Genomic DNA, 14,304 nt, shown 5'->3' with positions numbered 1-14,304 from the left:
CGAAGTCTATGTGCTGAGCAAGGACGAAGGCGGCCGTCACACCCCGTTCTTCAAGGGTTACCGTCCGCAGTTCTACTTCCGCACCACCGACATCACTGGCGCCGTTGAGCTGCCGGAAGGTGTGGAGATGGTGATGCCGGGCGACAACGTGAAGATGGTGGTGACGCTGATCAACCCGGTGGCGATGGACGAAGGCCTGCGTTTTGCGATCCGCGAAGGCGGCCGTACGGTTGGCGCCGGCGTGGTGGCCAAGATCATTAAGTGACGTTTTGGCCCGTGGCCGCCTAGCGGCCACGGTTTTGCCAAACCGTCATCCCCGAGTGCTCTTGTCGGGGATCCATGGTCGCAGCGTCATCCCGGCGAACGCCGGGATCCAAAAAGCCACCCAAAATGGTGGCAAAGATCATTAAGTAAGTGTATTATTCGCGCCCGGCTTTGCAGCCGGGCGTGTGTTGCAGTATCCGCCAGCGCCTCCTGGGAGGTCGCCGGCTACCGCGAAAAGAGGTGCAGGAAGCGCCTCGTGTTCGCCAGACAAGGAAATGTCGCGTGATTGCCAGAATTGGCGCCCCCGCTATTGACGGGGTGATTCACGCGTCTTATACTTTTCTGTCTGGGCGGGCCGGTTTACCGGGCCGCCTAGCTTTTCAGGACGAATCCCCACATCGCGGTCGCGGGTTCTAGCAGCGGCTAGCGGGGGAATAACCAGCAAGATTAACCGGGGCAAGGCATCCCAGAGGCCGCGCCCGTCGCTCTTTTAACCAAGGAACACCGTCATGGCGGACCAAAAGATCCGGATCCGGCTCAAAGCGTACGATCATCGTCTGATCGACCGTTCGGCCAGCGAGATCGTAGAAACGGCCAAGCGGACCGGCGCGCAAGTGCGCGGCCCGATCCCGTTGCCCACCAAGATCGAGCGCTACACCATCCTTACCTCGCCGCACGTCGACAAAGACGCGCGTGACCAGTACGAGACCCGCACGCACAAGCGCGTGCTCGATATCGTCGACCCCAACGACAAGACCGTGGACGCGCTGATGAAGCTCGAACTGGCTGCCGGCGTCGACGTCCAGATCAAGCTGACCTGAGGCCACTGACATGACCGCGAAGAAATATTCGTTGGGTCTGGTCGGCCGCAAGGCTGGCATGACCCGGGTGTTCACCGAAGATGGCAAGTCCATCCCGGTCACCCTGATCGAAGCAACCCCGAACCGCATCACCCAGCTCAAGACCCCCGAAACCGACGGCTACAGCGCCGTGCAAGTGGTGGTGGGTACGCGCCGCGCCGCGCTGATCAACAAGCCGGCAGCCGGTCACCTGGCCAAGGCCAAGGTCGAAGGCGGTCGTGGCTTGTGGGAACTGCGCGTCGAAGACGACAAGCTGGGCGACTTCACCGTCGGCGGCGAAATCAAGGCCGACATTTTCGAAGTGGGCCAGAAGGTCGACGTCCAGGGCGTGACCAAGGGCAAAGGCTTCCAGGGCACCATCAAGCGTTGGAACTTCACCATGGGCGACGCCACCCACGGTAACTCGTTGTCGCACCGCCAGCCGGGTTCGCTCGGTCAGCGCCAGACGCCGGGCCGCGTGTTTCCGGGCAAGAAGATGTCCGGCCACATGGGTGCGGTGAACCAGAGCACGCAGAATCTGGAAGTTGTGAAAGTTGATGTCGAGCGCGGACTGATCGCCATTCGTGGCGCGGTGCCGGGTGCCCCGGGTGGCGACGTGATCGTGCGTCCGTCGAGCAAGGGATAAGGGAGAACGATGATGGAACTTGCCATCACAGGCAGCGCCAACAAATTGTCGGTTTCCGACGAAGTGTTCGGCCGCGAATTCAGTGAAGACCTGGTCCACCAGGTCGTGGTCGCGTACCGCAATGCGGGCCGCGCCGGCACCAAAGCGCAGAAGACGCGCTCGGAAGTCAACGGCACCACCAAGAAGTCCAAGAAGCAGAAGGGTGGCGGTGCACGTCACGGCGCCCTGACCGCTCCGATCTTCGTGGGCGGCGGCAGGACCTTCGCGGCCAAGCCGCGCAGCTTCGAGCAGAAAGTCAACCGCAAGATGTACCGCGCGGCGATGAAGGCCATTCTGTCTGAGCTCAATCGCCAGGGTCGTCTGATGATCGTCGACTCGTTCGACGTCGACTCGGCCAAGACCACCGGTCTGATCGCCAAGCTCAAAGGCCTGGAAGTCGGTCGTCGTCCGTTGATCGTGACCGAAGAGGCTTCCGAGCATCTGTACCTGTCCGCCCGCAATCTTCCCTACGTGGAAGTGCGCGACGTGCAGGGTCTGGATCCGGCCTCGCTGGTCGGCGCCGACACCGTCGTAATCACCGCCGATGCGGTCAAGAAAATCGAGGAGTGGCTGGCATGAGCACGACCGCCAAGTTCAGCAACGAAAAAATCTTCAGCGTGCTGCGCGCTCCTCGGGTTTCCGAGAAGACCGCTCGCCTGCAGGAAGTCTCCAACCAATACGTCTTTGAAATCTCGAGCACCGCCACCAAAGCCGAAGTCAAGGCCGCGGTCGAGCAGCTGTTCGACGTCAAGGTCGAGGGCGTCAACGTGCTGAACGTCAAGGGCAAGAACAAGTCCTTCCGTAACCGCACCGGCAGCCGCGGCAGCTGGCGCAAGGCGTATGTGCGTCTGGCCGAAGGCCAGGCCATCGACGTAACCGCCAAGGCCTGAGGAACATCCCATGCCATTAATGAAATTCAAGCCCACTTCGCCCGGCCGCCGTTCCGCGGTCCGCGTCGTGACGCCCGACCTGCACAAGGGCGCGCCGCATGCGCCGTTGCTCGAGCCGCAAAGCAAGAGCGGTGGCCGTAACCATCACGGCCGCATCACCACCCGTCACATCGGTGGTGGCCACAAGCAGCACTACCGTCTGATCGACTTCAAGCGCGACAAGGTCGGCATTCCCGCCCGCGTCGAGCGCATCGAATACGATCCGAACCGTACCGCACACATCGCGCTGCTGTGCTATGTCGACGGCGAACGCCGTTACATCATCGCGCCGAAGGGTCTGAAGGCGGGCGACCAGGTCATCGCGGGTAGCGATGCCCCGATCCGCGCCGGCAACACCCTGCCGCTGCGCAACATTCCGGTCGGCACCACGGTGCATGCGATCGAGATGAAGCCGGGCAAGGGCGCGCAGATCGCCCGTGCCGCCGGCGCCGGCGTGCAGCTGGTCGCCCGCGAGCAAGGCTTCGCCACACTGCGTCTTCGCTCAGGCGAAATGCGCAAGGTGCAGATCGAATGCTGCGCGACCATCGGCGAAGTCGGCAACAGCGAGCATAGCCTCGAGAAGCTGGGTAAAGCCGGTGCCAAGCGTTGGCGCGGCATCAAGCCGACCGTTCGCGGCGCGGCCATGAACCCGGTCGATCACCCGCACGGTGGTGGTGAGGCCAAGGCAGGCCAGGGCAACCCGCATCCGGTCACGCCGTGGGGCGTGCCGACCAAGGGTTACAAGACGCGCCATAACAAGCGCACCCAGCAATTCATCGTCCGCGATCGTAGGGGCTAATCGACCATGGCACGTTCACTCAAGAAGGGCCCATTCGTCGACCATCACCTCATCAAGAAGGTGGAGGCCGCCGGTGGCAGCAAGCGTCCGATCAAGACCTGGTCGCGTCGTTCGATGATTCTGCCGGAGATGGTGGGTTTCACCATCGCCGTGCACAACGGCAAGAACCATATCCCGGTGCTGGTCAACGAGAACATGGTCGGCCACAAACTCGGCGAGTTCGCCGTCACCCGTACCTTCAAGGGTCACGGTGGCGACAAGAAAGCCGCGCCGGGCAAGCGTTAAGGAGATGACCATGGAAGCTAAAGCCATCCTGCGCACCGCGCGCATCTCCGCGCAGAAAGCCCGCCTGGTCGCCGACCAGGTGCGCGGTCTGTCAGCCGAACGCGCCGTGAACCTGCTGAAGTTCTCGGACAAGAAAGCGGCGCACATGATCAAGAAAGTGGTTGAGTCGGCGATAGCCAATGCCGAGAACAACCAGGGCGCCGACGTCGACGAACTGAAGATCGTGACCATCATGGTCGACGAAGGTCCGTCGCTGAAGCGTTTCATGGCGCGGGCCAAGGGCCGCGGCACCCGTATCCTCAAGCGCACCAGCCACATCACTGTGGTTGTGGGCGCAGGCAAGTAAAGGCGGAAGGAAAAAACGATGGGTCATAAAGTTCATCCGATCGGGTTCCGCCTGGGCATCGCCAAGGACTGGAACTCCAAGTGGTTCGCCAAGAAGGGCCTGTATGCCGAGTATCTGGCTGCCGACCTCAAGGTGCGCGAAATGCTGCGCAAGAAGCTGGCGCAGGCAGGTATCTCCAAGATCCTGATCGAGCGTCCGAACAACACCGCACGCGTGACCATCCACACCGCCCGCCCGGGCGTGGTGATCGGCAAGCGCGGTGAGGACATCGAGAAGCTGCGTAAGGAAGTGAGCGACCTGATGGGCGTCCCGGCGCACATCAACGTCACCGAAGTGCGCAAGCCGGAACTGGACGCGCAGCTCGTTGCCGAGTCGATCGCCCAGCAGCTCGAGCGCCGCATCATGTTCCGTCGCGCGATGAAGCGCGCCGTCGGCAACGCGATCCGTCTTGGCGCCCTGGGCATCAAGGTCAACGTCGCTGGCCGCTTGAACGGTGCGGAAATCGCGCGTTCGGAGTGGTATCGCGAAGGTCGCGTGCCGCTGCACACGCTGCGCGCCGACATCGACTACGGTTTTGCCGAGGCGAAGACCACCTACGGCATCATCGGAATCAAGGTGTGGGTTTACAAGGGTGAAGTGTTCGACTTCTCCCAGATTGGCCAGGAAAAGCAGGACGAAGCGCGCCCCGAGCGCAGCGAACGTCCGTCGCGTCCGGCCCGTGACCGTGACGCGAGGTAATCGGCCATGTTGCAACCAAAACGTACCAAGTACCGCAAGCAGCACAAGGGCCGCAATGACGGCCTGAGCTGGAGCGGCAATCTCGTCAGTTTCGGCGAGTACGGCCTGAAGGCCACCGCGCACGGCCAGTTGACCGCGCGCCAGATCGAGGCTGCGCGTCGTTCCATCAGCCGTTACGTCAAGCGTGGCGGCAAGATGTGGATCCGCGTGTTCCCCGACAAGCCCATCACCAAGAAGCCCATCGAGGTCCGCATGGGCTCCGGTAAGGGCAACGTGGAATACTGGGTGGCGCAGATCCAGCCGGGCCGCATGATTTATGAAATCGAAGGCGTCACCGAGGAAATCGCACGCGAGGCGTTCCGCCTGGCTGCGGCCAAGCTGTCCGTGACCACCACTTTCGTTACCCGGACGGTGCGCTAATGGAACTCAAACAACTCCGTGAGAAGTCGGCCGACCAGCTGAACGAACATCTGACCGACCTGCGCAAGGAGCAGTTCTCCCTGCGCATGCAACAGGTCACCGGTCAGCTGCCCAAGACCCATGAAACCCGGCGGGTTCGTCGCGAGATCGCTCGCGTCAAGACCCTGCTCGGCAGCAAGAAGTAAGGACCGCCGTGATGAGCGACACTAAAGAAAAATCGCAGCGCACGGTCGAAGGCCGTGTCGTGAGCAACAAGATGGACAAGACCGTCACCGTGCTGGTGGAGCGTCAGGTCAAGCATGCGCTGTATGGCAAGTACATCCGCCGTTCCAGCAAGCTGCACGCCCATGACGCTGACAACGCCTGCAACGAAGGCGACGTGGTGCGCGTGGTCGAAATCGCCCCGCTGTCCAAGACCAAGAACTGGCGCGTGGTGGAAATCGTCACCCGTGCGGCCGTCTAACAAGGAAACCTGAATCATGATCCAGATGCAGAGCTACCTTGACGCGGCCGACAACTCCGGCGCCAAGGAACTGATGTGTATCAAAGTGCTGGGCGGCTCCAAGCGCCGCTACGCGCACATTGGCGACATCATCAAGGTGACCGTCAAGGACGCCATCCCGCGTGGCAAGGTCAAGAAAGGCGAAGTCTACGACGCCGTCGTGGTGCGTACCCGCAAGGGTGTGCGCCGTCCCGATGGTTCGCTGATCCGCTTCGATGGCAACGCCGCCGTATTGCTCAACAACAAGCAGGAACCTATCGGTACCCGCATCTTCGGGCCAGTGACCCGCGAGCTGCGTTCCGAGAAGTTCATGAAGATTGTTTCGCTCGCGCCTGAAGTGCTCTGAGCCGAGGACATAACTATGAACCGTATCAAAAAGGGCGACCAAGTGGTCGTCATCGCCGGCAAGGACAAGGGCAAGCGTGGTGACGTGGTGCGTGTGGACGGCGATCGCGTGATCGTGTCCAACGTCAACATCATCAAGCGCCACACCAAGCCGAATCCGCAGGCGGGTGTCGCCGGCGGCGTGGTCGAGCGTGAAGCTTCGATGCACATCTCCAATATCGCGCTGTTCAACCCGGCTTCCGGCAAGGGCGAGCGTATCGGTTTCAAAGTACTGGAGGATGGACGCAAATTGCGTGTGTTCCGCTCCAGTGGTGAGGCGCTCGACGCCTAAGGAATGAAGTCATGACCACCCGTCTCGAAAAGTTCTACAAGGAACAGGTTGTTCCCAGCCTGACCGAGAAATTCGGCTACTCCAATCCGATGGAAGTGCCGAAGATCACCAAGATCACCATCAACATGGGCGTGGGCGAAGCCGCGACCAATAAGAAGATCTTGGAAAATGCGGTCGCCGACCTGGCCAAGATCACCGGCCAGAAGCCGATCACGACCAAGTCGCGCGTTTCGGTGGCTTCGTTCAAGATCCGCGACGGCTGGCCGATCGGCTGCAAGGTCACCCTGCGCCGCGCGCGGATGTACGAATTCTTCGACCGCTTGGTCAACGTCTCGCTGCCGCGCGTGCGCGACTTCCGTGGCGTGTCCGGCCGCTCGTTCGACGGCCGTGGCAACTACAACATGGGCGTGAAGGAACAGATAATCTTCCCGGAAATCGACTTCGACCAGGTCGACGCGATCCGCGGTATGGATATCGCCATCACCACCACCGCCAAGACCGACGCCGAAGCAAAGGCGCTGCTCGAAGCTTTCAAATTCCCGTTCCGCAACTGATTCGCAAGGAAACCTGAGCAATGGCAAAGACCTCAATGGTTAACCGCGATCTGAAGCGGGCCAAACTGTCCAAGAAGTACGCCGCCAAGCGCGAAGCGCTGAAGAAGACCATCTCCAGCCAGAGCGCGTCGTACGAAGAAAAGATGGAAGCCGTGACCAAGCTGCAGAAGCTGCCGCGCGATTCGTCGCCGAGCCGCGAACGCAACCGTTGCGCGCTGTCCGGTCGCTCGCGCGGCGTCTACAGCAAGTTCGGCCTGGGCCGCAACATGCTGCGCAAGGCGACGATGAACGGCGACGTTCCCGGCCTGCGCAAGGCCAGCTGGTAAAATTCAACCAACCTAAGATTTTCGCGAAAGCGGATATCGGTGCTACTCAAAGGGTAATACGCAATGAGCATGACTGATCCCATCGCCGACATGCTGGTCCGCATCAAGAATGCGGCCGCTGTAGGCAAGCCGACGGTGAAGATGCCGTCCTCCAATATCAAGGTCGCCATCGCCGGCGTGCTGAAGGCCGAAGGCTATATCGCCGATTCGCGCGTCAACACCGTCGACAACAAGCCGCAGCTCGAGATCGTGCTGAAGTACTTCGAAGGCAAGCCGGTGATCGAGCGCCTGACCCGCGTTTCGCGTTCGGGCCTGCGCAAGTACAGCGGCAAGGCCGACCTGCCCAAGGTGCTCGACGGCCTGGGCGTCGCCATCATTTCCACCTCCAAGGGCATCATGACCGACTCGCAGGCGCGCCAGCATGGCGTCGGCGGTGAAGTCCTGTGCTTCGTGGCTTAAGGGAGTAAACGTATGTCCCGTGTAGCCAAACTGCCGATCACCCTGCCCAAGGGCGTCGAGTTCAACAATCAGACCGACACGCTGAGCGTGAAGGGCCCGAAGGGCACCCTGTTGCTGATCAAGCCGTCGGGCGTCGAAATCAAAGTGGAAGACGGCAGCCTGAACCTGTCGCCGACCACCCCGGCCGACGACGCGATCACCGGCACCATCCGCGCGATCCTGGCCAACATGGTCAAAGGCGTTTCGGAAGGCTTCGAGCGCAAGCTGGAGCTGGTGGGCGTCGGTTACCGCGCCGCCATGGCCGGCAAGGATCTGAACCTGTCGCTGGGTTTTTCGCACCCGGTGCTGTTCAAGACCCCTGAAGGCATCACCATCTCCACCCCCACCCAGACGGAAATCCTGGTGCAGGGCTCGGACAAGCAGCGCGTCGGTGAAGTGGCCGCCAAGATTCGTGGTTTCCGTCCGCCGGAGCCTTACAAGGGCAAGGGCGTGAAGTATTCCGACGAAGTCATCATTCGCAAGGAAGCCAAGAAAGCCTAATAAGGCTTATCCGCTTCCCAAGGATCAAGATCATGAGCATCAAGAACATCGCCCGTCTCCGCCGCGCCAAGAGCACCCGCGCCCACATCCGTGTCCTGGGCGTGCCGCGCCTGTCGGTGCTGCGCACTGGTCAGCACCTGTACGCGCAGCTGTTCAGCGCCGATGGCTCCAAGGTCATCGCTGCCGCCAACACGCTGCAGGCCGACGTGAAAGAAGGCCTGAAGAACGGCAAGAACAGCGACGCCGCTGCCCGCGTGGGCAAGGTCATCGCCGAGCGCGCCGTGGCTGCTGGCATCCTGAAGATTGCCTTCGACCGTTCGGGCTACCGCTACCACGGCCGCATCAAGGCCCTGGCCGATGCTGCCCGCGAAGCCGGTCTGCAGTTCTGATTGGACAAGTTGAAACAGGTGGGGTTCGCCTCCACCTGTAATCCGCCGGCAGGGATAATGCCGGACGCACCGCGACTTCTGCGCGCGCCTGCGGTTCACCGCTTCACTTCACAACTATAAGCGGCTCAGCCGTAATCACTTACTTACTCAAGGAATCTGGAAATGGCTGAAGAACGTGCACCGCGGGGTCGTGATCGCGACCGCAACCGCGAAGAGAAAGTAGACGACGGCATGATCGAGAAGCTGGTCGCGGTCAACCGCGTCAGCAAGACGGTCAAGGGCGGTCGCCAGTTCACCTTCACCGCGTTGACGGTGGTGGGCGACGGCAACGGCAAGATCGGTTTCGGTTATGGCAAGGCCCGCGAAGTGCCGGTCGCCATCCAGAAGTCGATGGAATATGCGCGCAAGGGCATGCTCAACGTCGATCTGAACAACGGCACCTTGTGGCACCCGGTCAAGGCCGGCCACGGCGCGGCGCGTGTGTACATGCAGCCGGCCTCCGAAGGTACCGGCGTGATCGCCGGCGGCGCCATGCGTGCCGTGCTGGAAGCGGTGGGCGTGAAGAACGTGTTGGCCAAGGCCGTCGGTTCGCGCAACCCGATCAACCTGGTGCGCGCCACGCTGAAGGGCCTGGGCGACATGCAGTCGCCGACCCGCATCGCGGCCAAGCGCGGCAAGAAAATCGAGGAACTCAATTATGGCAAGTGAGTCCAACAAGACCGGTACGGTCAAGAACGGTACCGTTAAAGTCCGCCTGGTGCGCGGTCTGCGTGGTTCCCAGGGCATCCACCGTTTGTCGGTGAAGGCGCTGGGCCTGAACAAGCTCAACGATGTGCGTGAACTGAAGGACAGCCCGCAGGTACGCGGCCTGATCAATAAGGTTCACTACCTCGTGCGCGTCGAGGAGTAATCGATATGCATCTCAATACACTCAAGCCTGGCGAAGGCGCCCGCACCGATCGCAAGCGCGTTGGCCGCGGCATTGGTTCGGGTCTGGGCAAGACCTGCGGCCGCGGACACAAGGGTTCGTTCGCGCGTTCGGGCAAGGGCAAGATCAAGGCCAAGTTCGAAGGCGGCCAGATGCCCCTGATCAAGCGCCTGCCGAAGGTCGGTTTCCGCTCCAAGCTGAAGCTGGATTGCGCCGAAGTGCTGTCGTACCAGTTGGACAAGCTCGAGGCCGGCGAGATCGATTTCGCCGCCCTGCGTGCCGCCAAGCTGGTGCCGACCTCGGCCAAGCGCGCCAAGATCGTCAAGAAGGGCGATCTGACCAAGAAGTTCGTGCTGAAGGGCATCACTGCCACAGCCGGTGCCAAGGCGGCGATCGAAGCCGCCGGCGGCAGCGTGCAGGAGTAATCGCAGAATGGCGCAAGGCAACGCAGGCGGCGTAGGCGGGTTGGGCAAGTTCACTGAACTGCGCCAGCGTCTGCTGTTCGTGGTCGGCGCGCTGATCGTCTACCGCATCGGTTGCTTCATTCCGGTTCCCGGCGTGAACCCCGATGCGATGCTGGCGATGATGCAGGCGCAGGGCGGCGGCATCGTGGACATGTTCAACATGTTCTCGGGCGGCGCCTTGCACCGTTTCAGCATCTTCGCGCTTAACGTGATGCCTTATATCTCGGCGTCCATCGTGTTCCAGTTGGCCGTGCACATCTTTCCGTCGCTGAAAGCGATGCAGAAGGAAGGCGAATCCGGCCGCCGCAAGATCACCCAGTATTCGCGCATGGGCGCGGTGTTGCTGGCGGTGGTGCAGGGCGGCAGTATCGCGGGGGCCTTGCAGAACCAGGTCGCGCCGGGCGGCATGCCGGTGGTGTACAGCCCGGGCATGGGTTTCGTGTTGACCGCGGTGGTGGCATTGACCGCAGGCACCATCTTCCTGATGTGGGTGGGTGAGCAGGTGACCGAGCGCGGCGTCGGCAATGGCGTGTCGCTGATCATCTTCGCGGGCATCGTGGCCGGCTTGCCGGTGGCGGTGATCAACACGATCGAGGGTTTCCGCAACGGCACCATCAGCGCCATAGCGTTGATCTTGATTGCGCTGACCGTCGCTGCGTTCACCTACTTCGTGGTGTTCGTGGAGCGCGGACAACGACGGATCACGGTTAATTACGCGCGCCGCCAGGGCGGCCGCAATGCGTACATGAACCAGACCTCGTTCCTGCCGCTCAAGCTCAACATGGCCGGCGTGATCCCGCCGATCTTCGCTTCCAGCCTCCTGGCTTTCCCGGCCACACTGGCGCTCTGGTCCGGTCAGTCCTCCTCGACAGTGTGGCTGCAGCGCATCTCCCAGGCGCTGGCGCCGGGCGAGCCGCTGCACATGATCGTGTTCGCGGCGATGATCATCGGCTTCGCGTTCTTCTACACGGCGCTGGTGTTCAATTCGCAGGAAACGGCTGACAACCTGAAGAAATCGGGCGCGCTGATCCCGGGCATCCGCCCCGGCAAGGCGACCGCCGATTACGTGGACGCGGTCCTGACCCGTCTGACGGCGGTCGGTTCGCTGTATCTGGTCGCGGTCTGCTTGCTGCCGGAAATCATGCGTACACAGCTGGGCACCTCGTTCTACTTCGGCGGCACCTCGCTGCTGATCGTGGTGGTGGTGGTGATGGATTTCATCGCCCAGGTCCAGGCGCATCTGATGTCGCACCAGTACGAAAGCCTGTTGAAGAAGGCGAACCTGAAAGGCGGCTCGCGCGGCGGTTTGTCGCGGGGCTGAGGAAATACCTAGGCCGGTCCTGCATGGCGTTATGCCTGCGGCCAGCCACAACTTAGATGGGCGGCCTGTGCAGCGATCTCGTGCGCAGGTGAGAATCGGCCAGTTCCTGCGCAAGAGTAGCGCGGGGCGGGGCGGGGCGAGGAAGGCGAGAGCCGAAGTCGACCCGCACCAGGCAGGTTCCGGCGCCGGAGCATGGGCACACTCCCCATGCCGTGGTCCCGGCAAGCTTCGGCCTGCCAGGGCTTCCCAGAAACCCGAGATCTTGTTAAAATTCGTAGTTCACTCCGCCGGCTTGCACCGAATCCTCACGGATTTGCCTGCAATCGGGCCATCAAACACAGTTGGAGAGTCGCGTCATGGCGCGTATTGCAGGTGTCAACCTGCCTGCCCAGAAGCATGTCTGGGTCGGGTTGCAGAGCATTTACGGCATAGGCCGTACCCGGTCGAAGAAGGTCTGCGAAACCGCAGGCGTCACTTCCACCACCAAGATCCGTGACCTGTCCGAGCCGGAAGTCGAGCGCCTGCGCGCCGAAATCGGCAAGTTCATCGTCGAAGGCGACCTCCGTCGCGAAGTGGGTATGGCGATCAAGCGCCTGATGGACCTGGGCTGCTACCGCGGCCTGCGCCATCGCCGTGGCTTGCCGCTGCGTGGCCAGCGCACCCGTACCAATGCACGCACCCGCAAGGGTCCGCGCAAAGCCATCAAGAAGTAAGGGGCGCGAATCATGGCCAAACCAGCAGCAGCAAAAGTAAAGAAGAAGATCAAGCGCGTCGTCACCGACGGCGTCGCCCACGTCCACGCTTCTTTCAACAACACCATCGTCACCATCACCGATCGCCAGGGCAATGCGCTGTCGTGGGCAACTTCGGGCGGCGCGGGTTTCCGCGGTTCCCGCAAGTCCACGCCGTTCGCCGCACAGGTCGCCGCCGAAAAGGCCGGCCGTGCCGCATTGGACTACGGTCTGAAGTCGTTGGAAGTACGCATCAAGGGCCCCGGCCCGGGCCGCGAGTCCGCGGTGCGTTCGCTCAACAACGTTGGTTACAAAATCACCAACATCATCGACGTTACGCCTATCCCGCATAACGGTTGCCGCCCGCCCAAAAAGCGTCGCGTCTGAGGAGCTGAAGAGAAATGGCTCGTTATATTGGTCCTACCTGTAAGCTCGCCCGCCGCGAAGGCGCCGATCTTTCCCTGAAAAGCCCGGCGCGCGCGCTGGATTCCAAGTGCAAGCTGGAGCAAAAGCCCGGCCAGCACGGCGCTACCGCTCGCAAGGGCAAGCTGTCCGACTACGCCACCCAGCTGCGTGAAAAGCAGAAGGTCAAGCGTATTTACGGCCTGCTGGAGCGTCAGTTCCGCAACTACTACAAGAAGGCCTCGACCAAGAAGGGCAACACTGGCGAGAACCTGCTGCAGTTGCTGGAAACCCGTTTGGACAACGTCGTCTACCGCATGGGCTTCGCCATCACCCGTCCGTCCGCGCGCCAGCTGGTGTCGCACCGTGGCGTGCTGGTCAACGGCAAGTCGGTCAATCTGCCGTCCTACCAGATCAAGGCCGGCGATGCGATCGAACTGTCCGAAAAAGCCCAGAAACAGCTGCGCGTGCAGGAATCCCTGACCGTTTCGGCGCAGATGGATCTCAGCCCCTCGTGGGTTGAAGTGGACTCGAAGAAGTTCAGCGGCGTGTTCAAGGCCGTGCCGGATCGCGCAGATCTGCCTGCCGACATCAACGAAGCGCTGATCGTCGAGTTGTACTCGAAGTAATCCCATCACGAATCCCCGGATCAGCCGGGGATTTGCAGGAGACCAAGCAACATGACGGTTACCACACAGCAGGTGCTGCGCCCCCGCGGCCCGCAAATCGAACGCCTTGGCGACAATCGCGCCAAAGTCGTGATCGAGCCGCTGGAACGCGGCTACGGCCACACCCTGGGCAATGCGCTGCGTCGCGTGCTGCTCTCGTCCATCCCCGGCTTCGCGATTACGGAAGTCGAGATCGACGGCGTTCTGCACGAATACAGCACCATCGAAGGTTTGCAGGAAGACGTACTTGAAGTCCTGTTGAACCTGAAAGACGTCGCCATCCGCATCCATACCGGCGACAGCTCCACCCTGACCCTGGCCAAGCAGGGCCCGGGCGTCGTTACCGCCGCCGATATCAAGACCGACCATAACGTCGAGATCCTGAATCCGGAATTGGTCATCTGCAACTTGACCAAGGACACGGCGATCAACATGCGCCTGAAGATCGAGCGCGGTTTCGGCTACCAGCCGGCCGCTGCCCGTCGCCGTCCTGACGAAGAAACCCGCGCCATCGGTCGTCTGATGCTGGACGCCTCGTTCTCGCCGGTCCGCCGCGTCGCCTATGCGGTGGAAGCCGCACGCGTCGAGCAGCGCACCGACCTGGACAAGCTGGTTCTGGAAATCGAAACCAACGGCACCATCGACGCCGAGGAAGCCGTGCGCACCGCCGCCGACATTCTTAGCGACCAGCTGTCGGTGTTCGGCGACTTCACCCACCGCGATCGCGGCGCTGCCAAGCCGGCAGCCAGCGGCGTGGACCCGGTGCTGCTGCGTCCGATCGACGACCTGGAGCTGACCGTGCGTTCGGCCAACTGTCTCAAGGCCGAAAGCATTTACTACATCGGCGATCTGATCCAGAAAACCGAAGTCGAGCTGCTGAAGACCCCGAACCTCGGCAAGAAGTCGTTGACCGAGATCAAGGAAGTCCTCGCACAGCGCGGCCTTTCGCTCGGCATGAAGTTGGAAAACTGGCCGCCGGCCGGCGTTTCCCAGCACGGCATGTTGGGCTGATCCAATAGTTGTAACGGATCCCCGCAGC

General features: G+C 61.9%; 27 protein-coding genes. All 27 read left to right on the top strand.

Translation table 11 applies throughout. The features are described from left to right. A partial coding sequence (locus AC1DTQ_RS11165) for an EF-Tu C-terminal domain-related protein (protein ID WP_477849660.1) occupies positions 1 to 265 on the top strand: 265 nt, incomplete at its 5' end. A 508-nt stretch (positions 266 to 773) separates the two neighbouring features. Beyond that, on the top strand, positions 774 to 1,085 hold the full coding sequence (gene rpsJ, locus AC1DTQ_RS11160) for a 30S ribosomal protein S10 (RefSeq protein WP_036212661.1): 312 nt from the start codon (positions 774 to 776) through the stop codon (positions 1,083 to 1,085). Between the two features lie 10 nt (positions 1,086 to 1,095). After that, a complete protein-coding gene (gene rplC / locus AC1DTQ_RS11155; RefSeq protein ID WP_093289946.1) occupies positions 1,096 to 1,749 on the top strand; it encodes a 50S ribosomal protein L3 in 654 nt (217 codons plus the stop codon). A 12-nt stretch (positions 1,750 to 1,761) separates the two neighbouring features. Further along, positions 1,762 to 2,367 carry a 50S ribosomal protein L4 gene (gene rplD / locus AC1DTQ_RS11150; RefSeq protein ID WP_310094853.1) on the top strand — a complete coding sequence of 202 codons (606 nt, stop codon included), beginning with the start codon at positions 1,762 to 1,764 and terminating at the stop codon, positions 2,365 to 2,367. Further along, a complete protein-coding gene (gene rplW / locus AC1DTQ_RS11145) occupies positions 2,364 to 2,678 on the top strand; it encodes a 50S ribosomal protein L23 (RefSeq protein WP_477849659.1) in 315 nt (104 codons plus the stop codon). The genes rplD and rplW overlap by 4 nt, the downstream gene beginning before the upstream one ends. A gap of 10 nt (positions 2,679 to 2,688) precedes the next feature. Then, positions 2,689 to 3,516: a 50S ribosomal protein L2 gene (gene rplB / locus AC1DTQ_RS11140; RefSeq protein WP_310094848.1), complete on the top strand. Its 828-nt coding sequence runs from the start codon at positions 2,689 to 2,691 to the stop codon at positions 3,514 to 3,516. Between the two features lie 6 nt (positions 3,517 to 3,522). Beyond that, positions 3,523 to 3,801 carry a 30S ribosomal protein S19 gene (gene rpsS / locus AC1DTQ_RS11135; RefSeq protein WP_093289950.1) on the top strand — a complete coding sequence of 93 codons (279 nt, stop codon included), beginning with the start codon at positions 3,523 to 3,525 and terminating at the stop codon, positions 3,799 to 3,801. A gap of 10 nt (positions 3,802 to 3,811) precedes the next feature. Next, a complete protein-coding gene (gene rplV / locus AC1DTQ_RS11130; RefSeq protein WP_093289951.1) occupies positions 3,812 to 4,147 on the top strand; it encodes a 50S ribosomal protein L22 in 336 nt (111 codons plus the stop codon). Positions 4,148 to 4,165: 18 nt separating this feature from the next. Then, positions 4,166 to 4,885: a 30S ribosomal protein S3 gene (rpsC, locus tag AC1DTQ_RS11125; RefSeq protein ID WP_310094842.1), complete on the top strand. Its 720-nt coding sequence runs from the start codon at positions 4,166 to 4,168 to the stop codon at positions 4,883 to 4,885. A 6-nt stretch (positions 4,886 to 4,891) separates the two neighbouring features. Beyond that, positions 4,892 to 5,305 carry a 50S ribosomal protein L16 gene (gene rplP / locus AC1DTQ_RS11120; protein ID WP_093289953.1) on the top strand — a complete coding sequence of 138 codons (414 nt, stop codon included), beginning with the start codon at positions 4,892 to 4,894 and terminating at the stop codon, positions 5,303 to 5,305. After that, positions 5,305 to 5,490: a 50S ribosomal protein L29 gene (gene rpmC / locus AC1DTQ_RS11115; protein ID WP_162315256.1), complete on the top strand. Its 186-nt coding sequence runs from the start codon at positions 5,305 to 5,307 to the stop codon at positions 5,488 to 5,490. Before rplP ends, rpmC begins: the two co-directional genes overlap by 1 nt. A gap of 11 nt (positions 5,491 to 5,501) precedes the next feature. Then, positions 5,502 to 5,768, top strand: a complete 267-nt coding sequence (gene rpsQ / locus AC1DTQ_RS11110) for a 30S ribosomal protein S17 (RefSeq protein ID WP_477849657.1) — start codon at positions 5,502 to 5,504, stop codon at positions 5,766 to 5,768. A 16-nt stretch (positions 5,769 to 5,784) separates the two neighbouring features. Further along, positions 5,785 to 6,153 carry a 50S ribosomal protein L14 gene (gene rplN, locus AC1DTQ_RS11105; protein ID WP_042614221.1) on the top strand — a complete coding sequence of 123 codons (369 nt, stop codon included), beginning with the start codon at positions 5,785 to 5,787 and terminating at the stop codon, positions 6,151 to 6,153. A 15-nt stretch (positions 6,154 to 6,168) separates the two neighbouring features. Then, complete coding sequence (gene rplX, locus AC1DTQ_RS11100; protein ID WP_093289956.1) at positions 6,169 to 6,483, top strand: 50S ribosomal protein L24; 315 nt, start codon at positions 6,169 to 6,171, stop codon at positions 6,481 to 6,483. A gap of 11 nt (positions 6,484 to 6,494) precedes the next feature. Beyond that, positions 6,495 to 7,037, top strand: coding sequence for a 50S ribosomal protein L5 (gene rplE, locus AC1DTQ_RS11095; protein ID WP_310094834.1), 543 nt, complete (start codon positions 6,495 to 6,497; stop codon positions 7,035 to 7,037). Between the two features lie 20 nt (positions 7,038 to 7,057). Continuing rightward, positions 7,058 to 7,363, top strand: a complete 306-nt coding sequence (rpsN, locus tag AC1DTQ_RS11090; protein WP_310094830.1) for a 30S ribosomal protein S14 — start codon at positions 7,058 to 7,060, stop codon at positions 7,361 to 7,363. Positions 7,364 to 7,426: 63 nt separating this feature from the next. Next, entirely contained in the window at positions 7,427 to 7,822 is a 396-nt protein-coding gene (rpsH, locus tag AC1DTQ_RS11085; RefSeq protein ID WP_310094826.1) for a 30S ribosomal protein S8, read from the top strand. A 12-nt stretch (positions 7,823 to 7,834) separates the two neighbouring features. Beyond that, a complete protein-coding gene (rplF, locus tag AC1DTQ_RS11080; protein WP_477849654.1) occupies positions 7,835 to 8,362 on the top strand; it encodes a 50S ribosomal protein L6 in 528 nt (175 codons plus the stop codon). Between the two features lie 32 nt (positions 8,363 to 8,394). Beyond that, positions 8,395 to 8,751 carry a 50S ribosomal protein L18 gene (gene rplR, locus AC1DTQ_RS11075; RefSeq protein ID WP_477849653.1) on the top strand — a complete coding sequence of 119 codons (357 nt, stop codon included), beginning with the start codon at positions 8,395 to 8,397 and terminating at the stop codon, positions 8,749 to 8,751. A 162-nt stretch (positions 8,752 to 8,913) separates the two neighbouring features. After that, complete coding sequence (gene rpsE, locus AC1DTQ_RS11070; protein ID WP_477849651.1) at positions 8,914 to 9,459, top strand: 30S ribosomal protein S5; 546 nt, start codon at positions 8,914 to 8,916, stop codon at positions 9,457 to 9,459. After that, positions 9,449 to 9,661 carry a 50S ribosomal protein L30 gene (rpmD, locus tag AC1DTQ_RS11065; protein ID WP_162315265.1) on the top strand — a complete coding sequence of 71 codons (213 nt, stop codon included), beginning with the start codon at positions 9,449 to 9,451 and terminating at the stop codon, positions 9,659 to 9,661. Before rpsE ends, rpmD begins: the two co-directional genes overlap by 11 nt. 5 nt (positions 9,662 to 9,666) lie before the next feature. Next, positions 9,667 to 10,104, top strand: coding sequence for a 50S ribosomal protein L15 (gene rplO, locus AC1DTQ_RS11060; RefSeq protein ID WP_430540613.1), 438 nt, complete (start codon positions 9,667 to 9,669; stop codon positions 10,102 to 10,104). Between the two features lie 7 nt (positions 10,105 to 10,111). Continuing rightward, positions 10,112 to 11,464, top strand: coding sequence for a preprotein translocase subunit SecY (gene secY, locus AC1DTQ_RS11055; RefSeq protein WP_477849649.1), 1,353 nt, complete (start codon positions 10,112 to 10,114; stop codon positions 11,462 to 11,464). Positions 11,465 to 11,820: 356 nt separating this feature from the next. Next, entirely contained in the window at positions 11,821 to 12,177 is a 357-nt protein-coding gene (gene rpsM / locus AC1DTQ_RS11050) for a 30S ribosomal protein S13 (RefSeq protein WP_093289966.1), read from the top strand. 12 nt (positions 12,178 to 12,189) lie between these two features. Continuing rightward, positions 12,190 to 12,582, top strand: coding sequence for a 30S ribosomal protein S11 (rpsK, locus tag AC1DTQ_RS11045; protein ID WP_093289967.1), 393 nt, complete (start codon positions 12,190 to 12,192; stop codon positions 12,580 to 12,582). 14 nt (positions 12,583 to 12,596) lie between these two features. Next, positions 12,597 to 13,226, top strand: a complete 630-nt coding sequence (gene rpsD / locus AC1DTQ_RS11040) for a 30S ribosomal protein S4 (protein ID WP_162350134.1) — start codon at positions 12,597 to 12,599, stop codon at positions 13,224 to 13,226. Positions 13,227 to 13,277: 51 nt separating this feature from the next. After that, entirely contained in the window at positions 13,278 to 14,276 is a 999-nt protein-coding gene (locus tag AC1DTQ_RS11035; protein ID WP_093289969.1) for a DNA-directed RNA polymerase subunit alpha, read from the top strand. Positions 14,277 to 14,304: the final 28 nt, after the last annotated feature.

The organism is Pseudoxanthomonas sp. P4_B2 (assembly GCF_056402315.1).
The sequence above is the reverse complement of the archived record's forward strand: the minus strand, read 5'-3'. Positions and strand labels throughout refer to the sequence as shown.

Excerpts from the sequence above, each read along its gene's own strand:
- rpsJ (WP_036212661.1), top strand. The coding sequence starts at position 774 with ATGGCGGACCAAAAGATCCGGATCCGGCTCAAAGCGTACGATCATCGT.
- rplC (WP_093289946.1), top strand. The coding sequence starts at position 1,096 with ATGACCGCGAAGAAATATTCGTTGGGTCTGGTCGGCCGCAAGGCTGGC.
- rplD (WP_310094853.1), top strand. The coding sequence starts at position 1,762 with ATGGAACTTGCCATCACAGGCAGCGCCAACAAATTGTCGGTTTCCGAC.
- rplW (WP_477849659.1), top strand. The coding sequence starts at position 2,364 with ATGAGCACGACCGCCAAGTTCAGCAACGAAAAAATCTTCAGCGTGCTG.
- rplB (WP_310094848.1), top strand. The coding sequence starts at position 2,689 with ATGCCATTAATGAAATTCAAGCCCACTTCGCCCGGCCGCCGTTCCGCG.
- rpsS (WP_093289950.1), top strand. The coding sequence starts at position 3,523 with ATGGCACGTTCACTCAAGAAGGGCCCATTCGTCGACCATCACCTCATC.
- rplV (WP_093289951.1), top strand. The coding sequence starts at position 3,812 with ATGGAAGCTAAAGCCATCCTGCGCACCGCGCGCATCTCCGCGCAGAAA.
- rpsC (WP_310094842.1), top strand. The coding sequence starts at position 4,166 with ATGGGTCATAAAGTTCATCCGATCGGGTTCCGCCTGGGCATCGCCAAG.
- rplP (WP_093289953.1), top strand. The coding sequence starts at position 4,892 with ATGTTGCAACCAAAACGTACCAAGTACCGCAAGCAGCACAAGGGCCGC.
- rpmC (WP_162315256.1), top strand. The coding sequence starts at position 5,305 with ATGGAACTCAAACAACTCCGTGAGAAGTCGGCCGACCAGCTGAACGAA.
- rpsQ (WP_477849657.1), top strand. The coding sequence starts at position 5,502 with ATGAGCGACACTAAAGAAAAATCGCAGCGCACGGTCGAAGGCCGTGTC.
- rplN (WP_042614221.1), top strand. The coding sequence starts at position 5,785 with ATGATCCAGATGCAGAGCTACCTTGACGCGGCCGACAACTCCGGCGCC.
- rplX (WP_093289956.1), top strand. The coding sequence starts at position 6,169 with ATGAACCGTATCAAAAAGGGCGACCAAGTGGTCGTCATCGCCGGCAAG.
- rplE (WP_310094834.1), top strand. The coding sequence starts at position 6,495 with ATGACCACCCGTCTCGAAAAGTTCTACAAGGAACAGGTTGTTCCCAGC.
- rpsN (WP_310094830.1), top strand. The coding sequence starts at position 7,058 with ATGGCAAAGACCTCAATGGTTAACCGCGATCTGAAGCGGGCCAAACTG.
- rpsH (WP_310094826.1), top strand. The coding sequence starts at position 7,427 with ATGAGCATGACTGATCCCATCGCCGACATGCTGGTCCGCATCAAGAAT.
- rplF (WP_477849654.1), top strand. The coding sequence starts at position 7,835 with ATGTCCCGTGTAGCCAAACTGCCGATCACCCTGCCCAAGGGCGTCGAG.
- rplR (WP_477849653.1), top strand. The coding sequence starts at position 8,395 with ATGAGCATCAAGAACATCGCCCGTCTCCGCCGCGCCAAGAGCACCCGC.
- rpsE (WP_477849651.1), top strand. The coding sequence starts at position 8,914 with ATGGCTGAAGAACGTGCACCGCGGGGTCGTGATCGCGACCGCAACCGC.
- rpmD (WP_162315265.1), top strand. The coding sequence starts at position 9,449 with ATGGCAAGTGAGTCCAACAAGACCGGTACGGTCAAGAACGGTACCGTT.
- rplO (WP_430540613.1), top strand. The coding sequence starts at position 9,667 with ATGCATCTCAATACACTCAAGCCTGGCGAAGGCGCCCGCACCGATCGC.
- secY (WP_477849649.1), top strand. The coding sequence starts at position 10,112 with ATGGCGCAAGGCAACGCAGGCGGCGTAGGCGGGTTGGGCAAGTTCACT.
- rpsM (WP_093289966.1), top strand. The coding sequence starts at position 11,821 with ATGGCGCGTATTGCAGGTGTCAACCTGCCTGCCCAGAAGCATGTCTGG.
- rpsK (WP_093289967.1), top strand. The coding sequence starts at position 12,190 with ATGGCCAAACCAGCAGCAGCAAAAGTAAAGAAGAAGATCAAGCGCGTC.
- rpsD (WP_162350134.1), top strand. The coding sequence starts at position 12,597 with ATGGCTCGTTATATTGGTCCTACCTGTAAGCTCGCCCGCCGCGAAGGC.
- AC1DTQ_RS11035 (WP_093289969.1), top strand. The coding sequence starts at position 13,278 with ATGACGGTTACCACACAGCAGGTGCTGCGCCCCCGCGGCCCGCAAATC.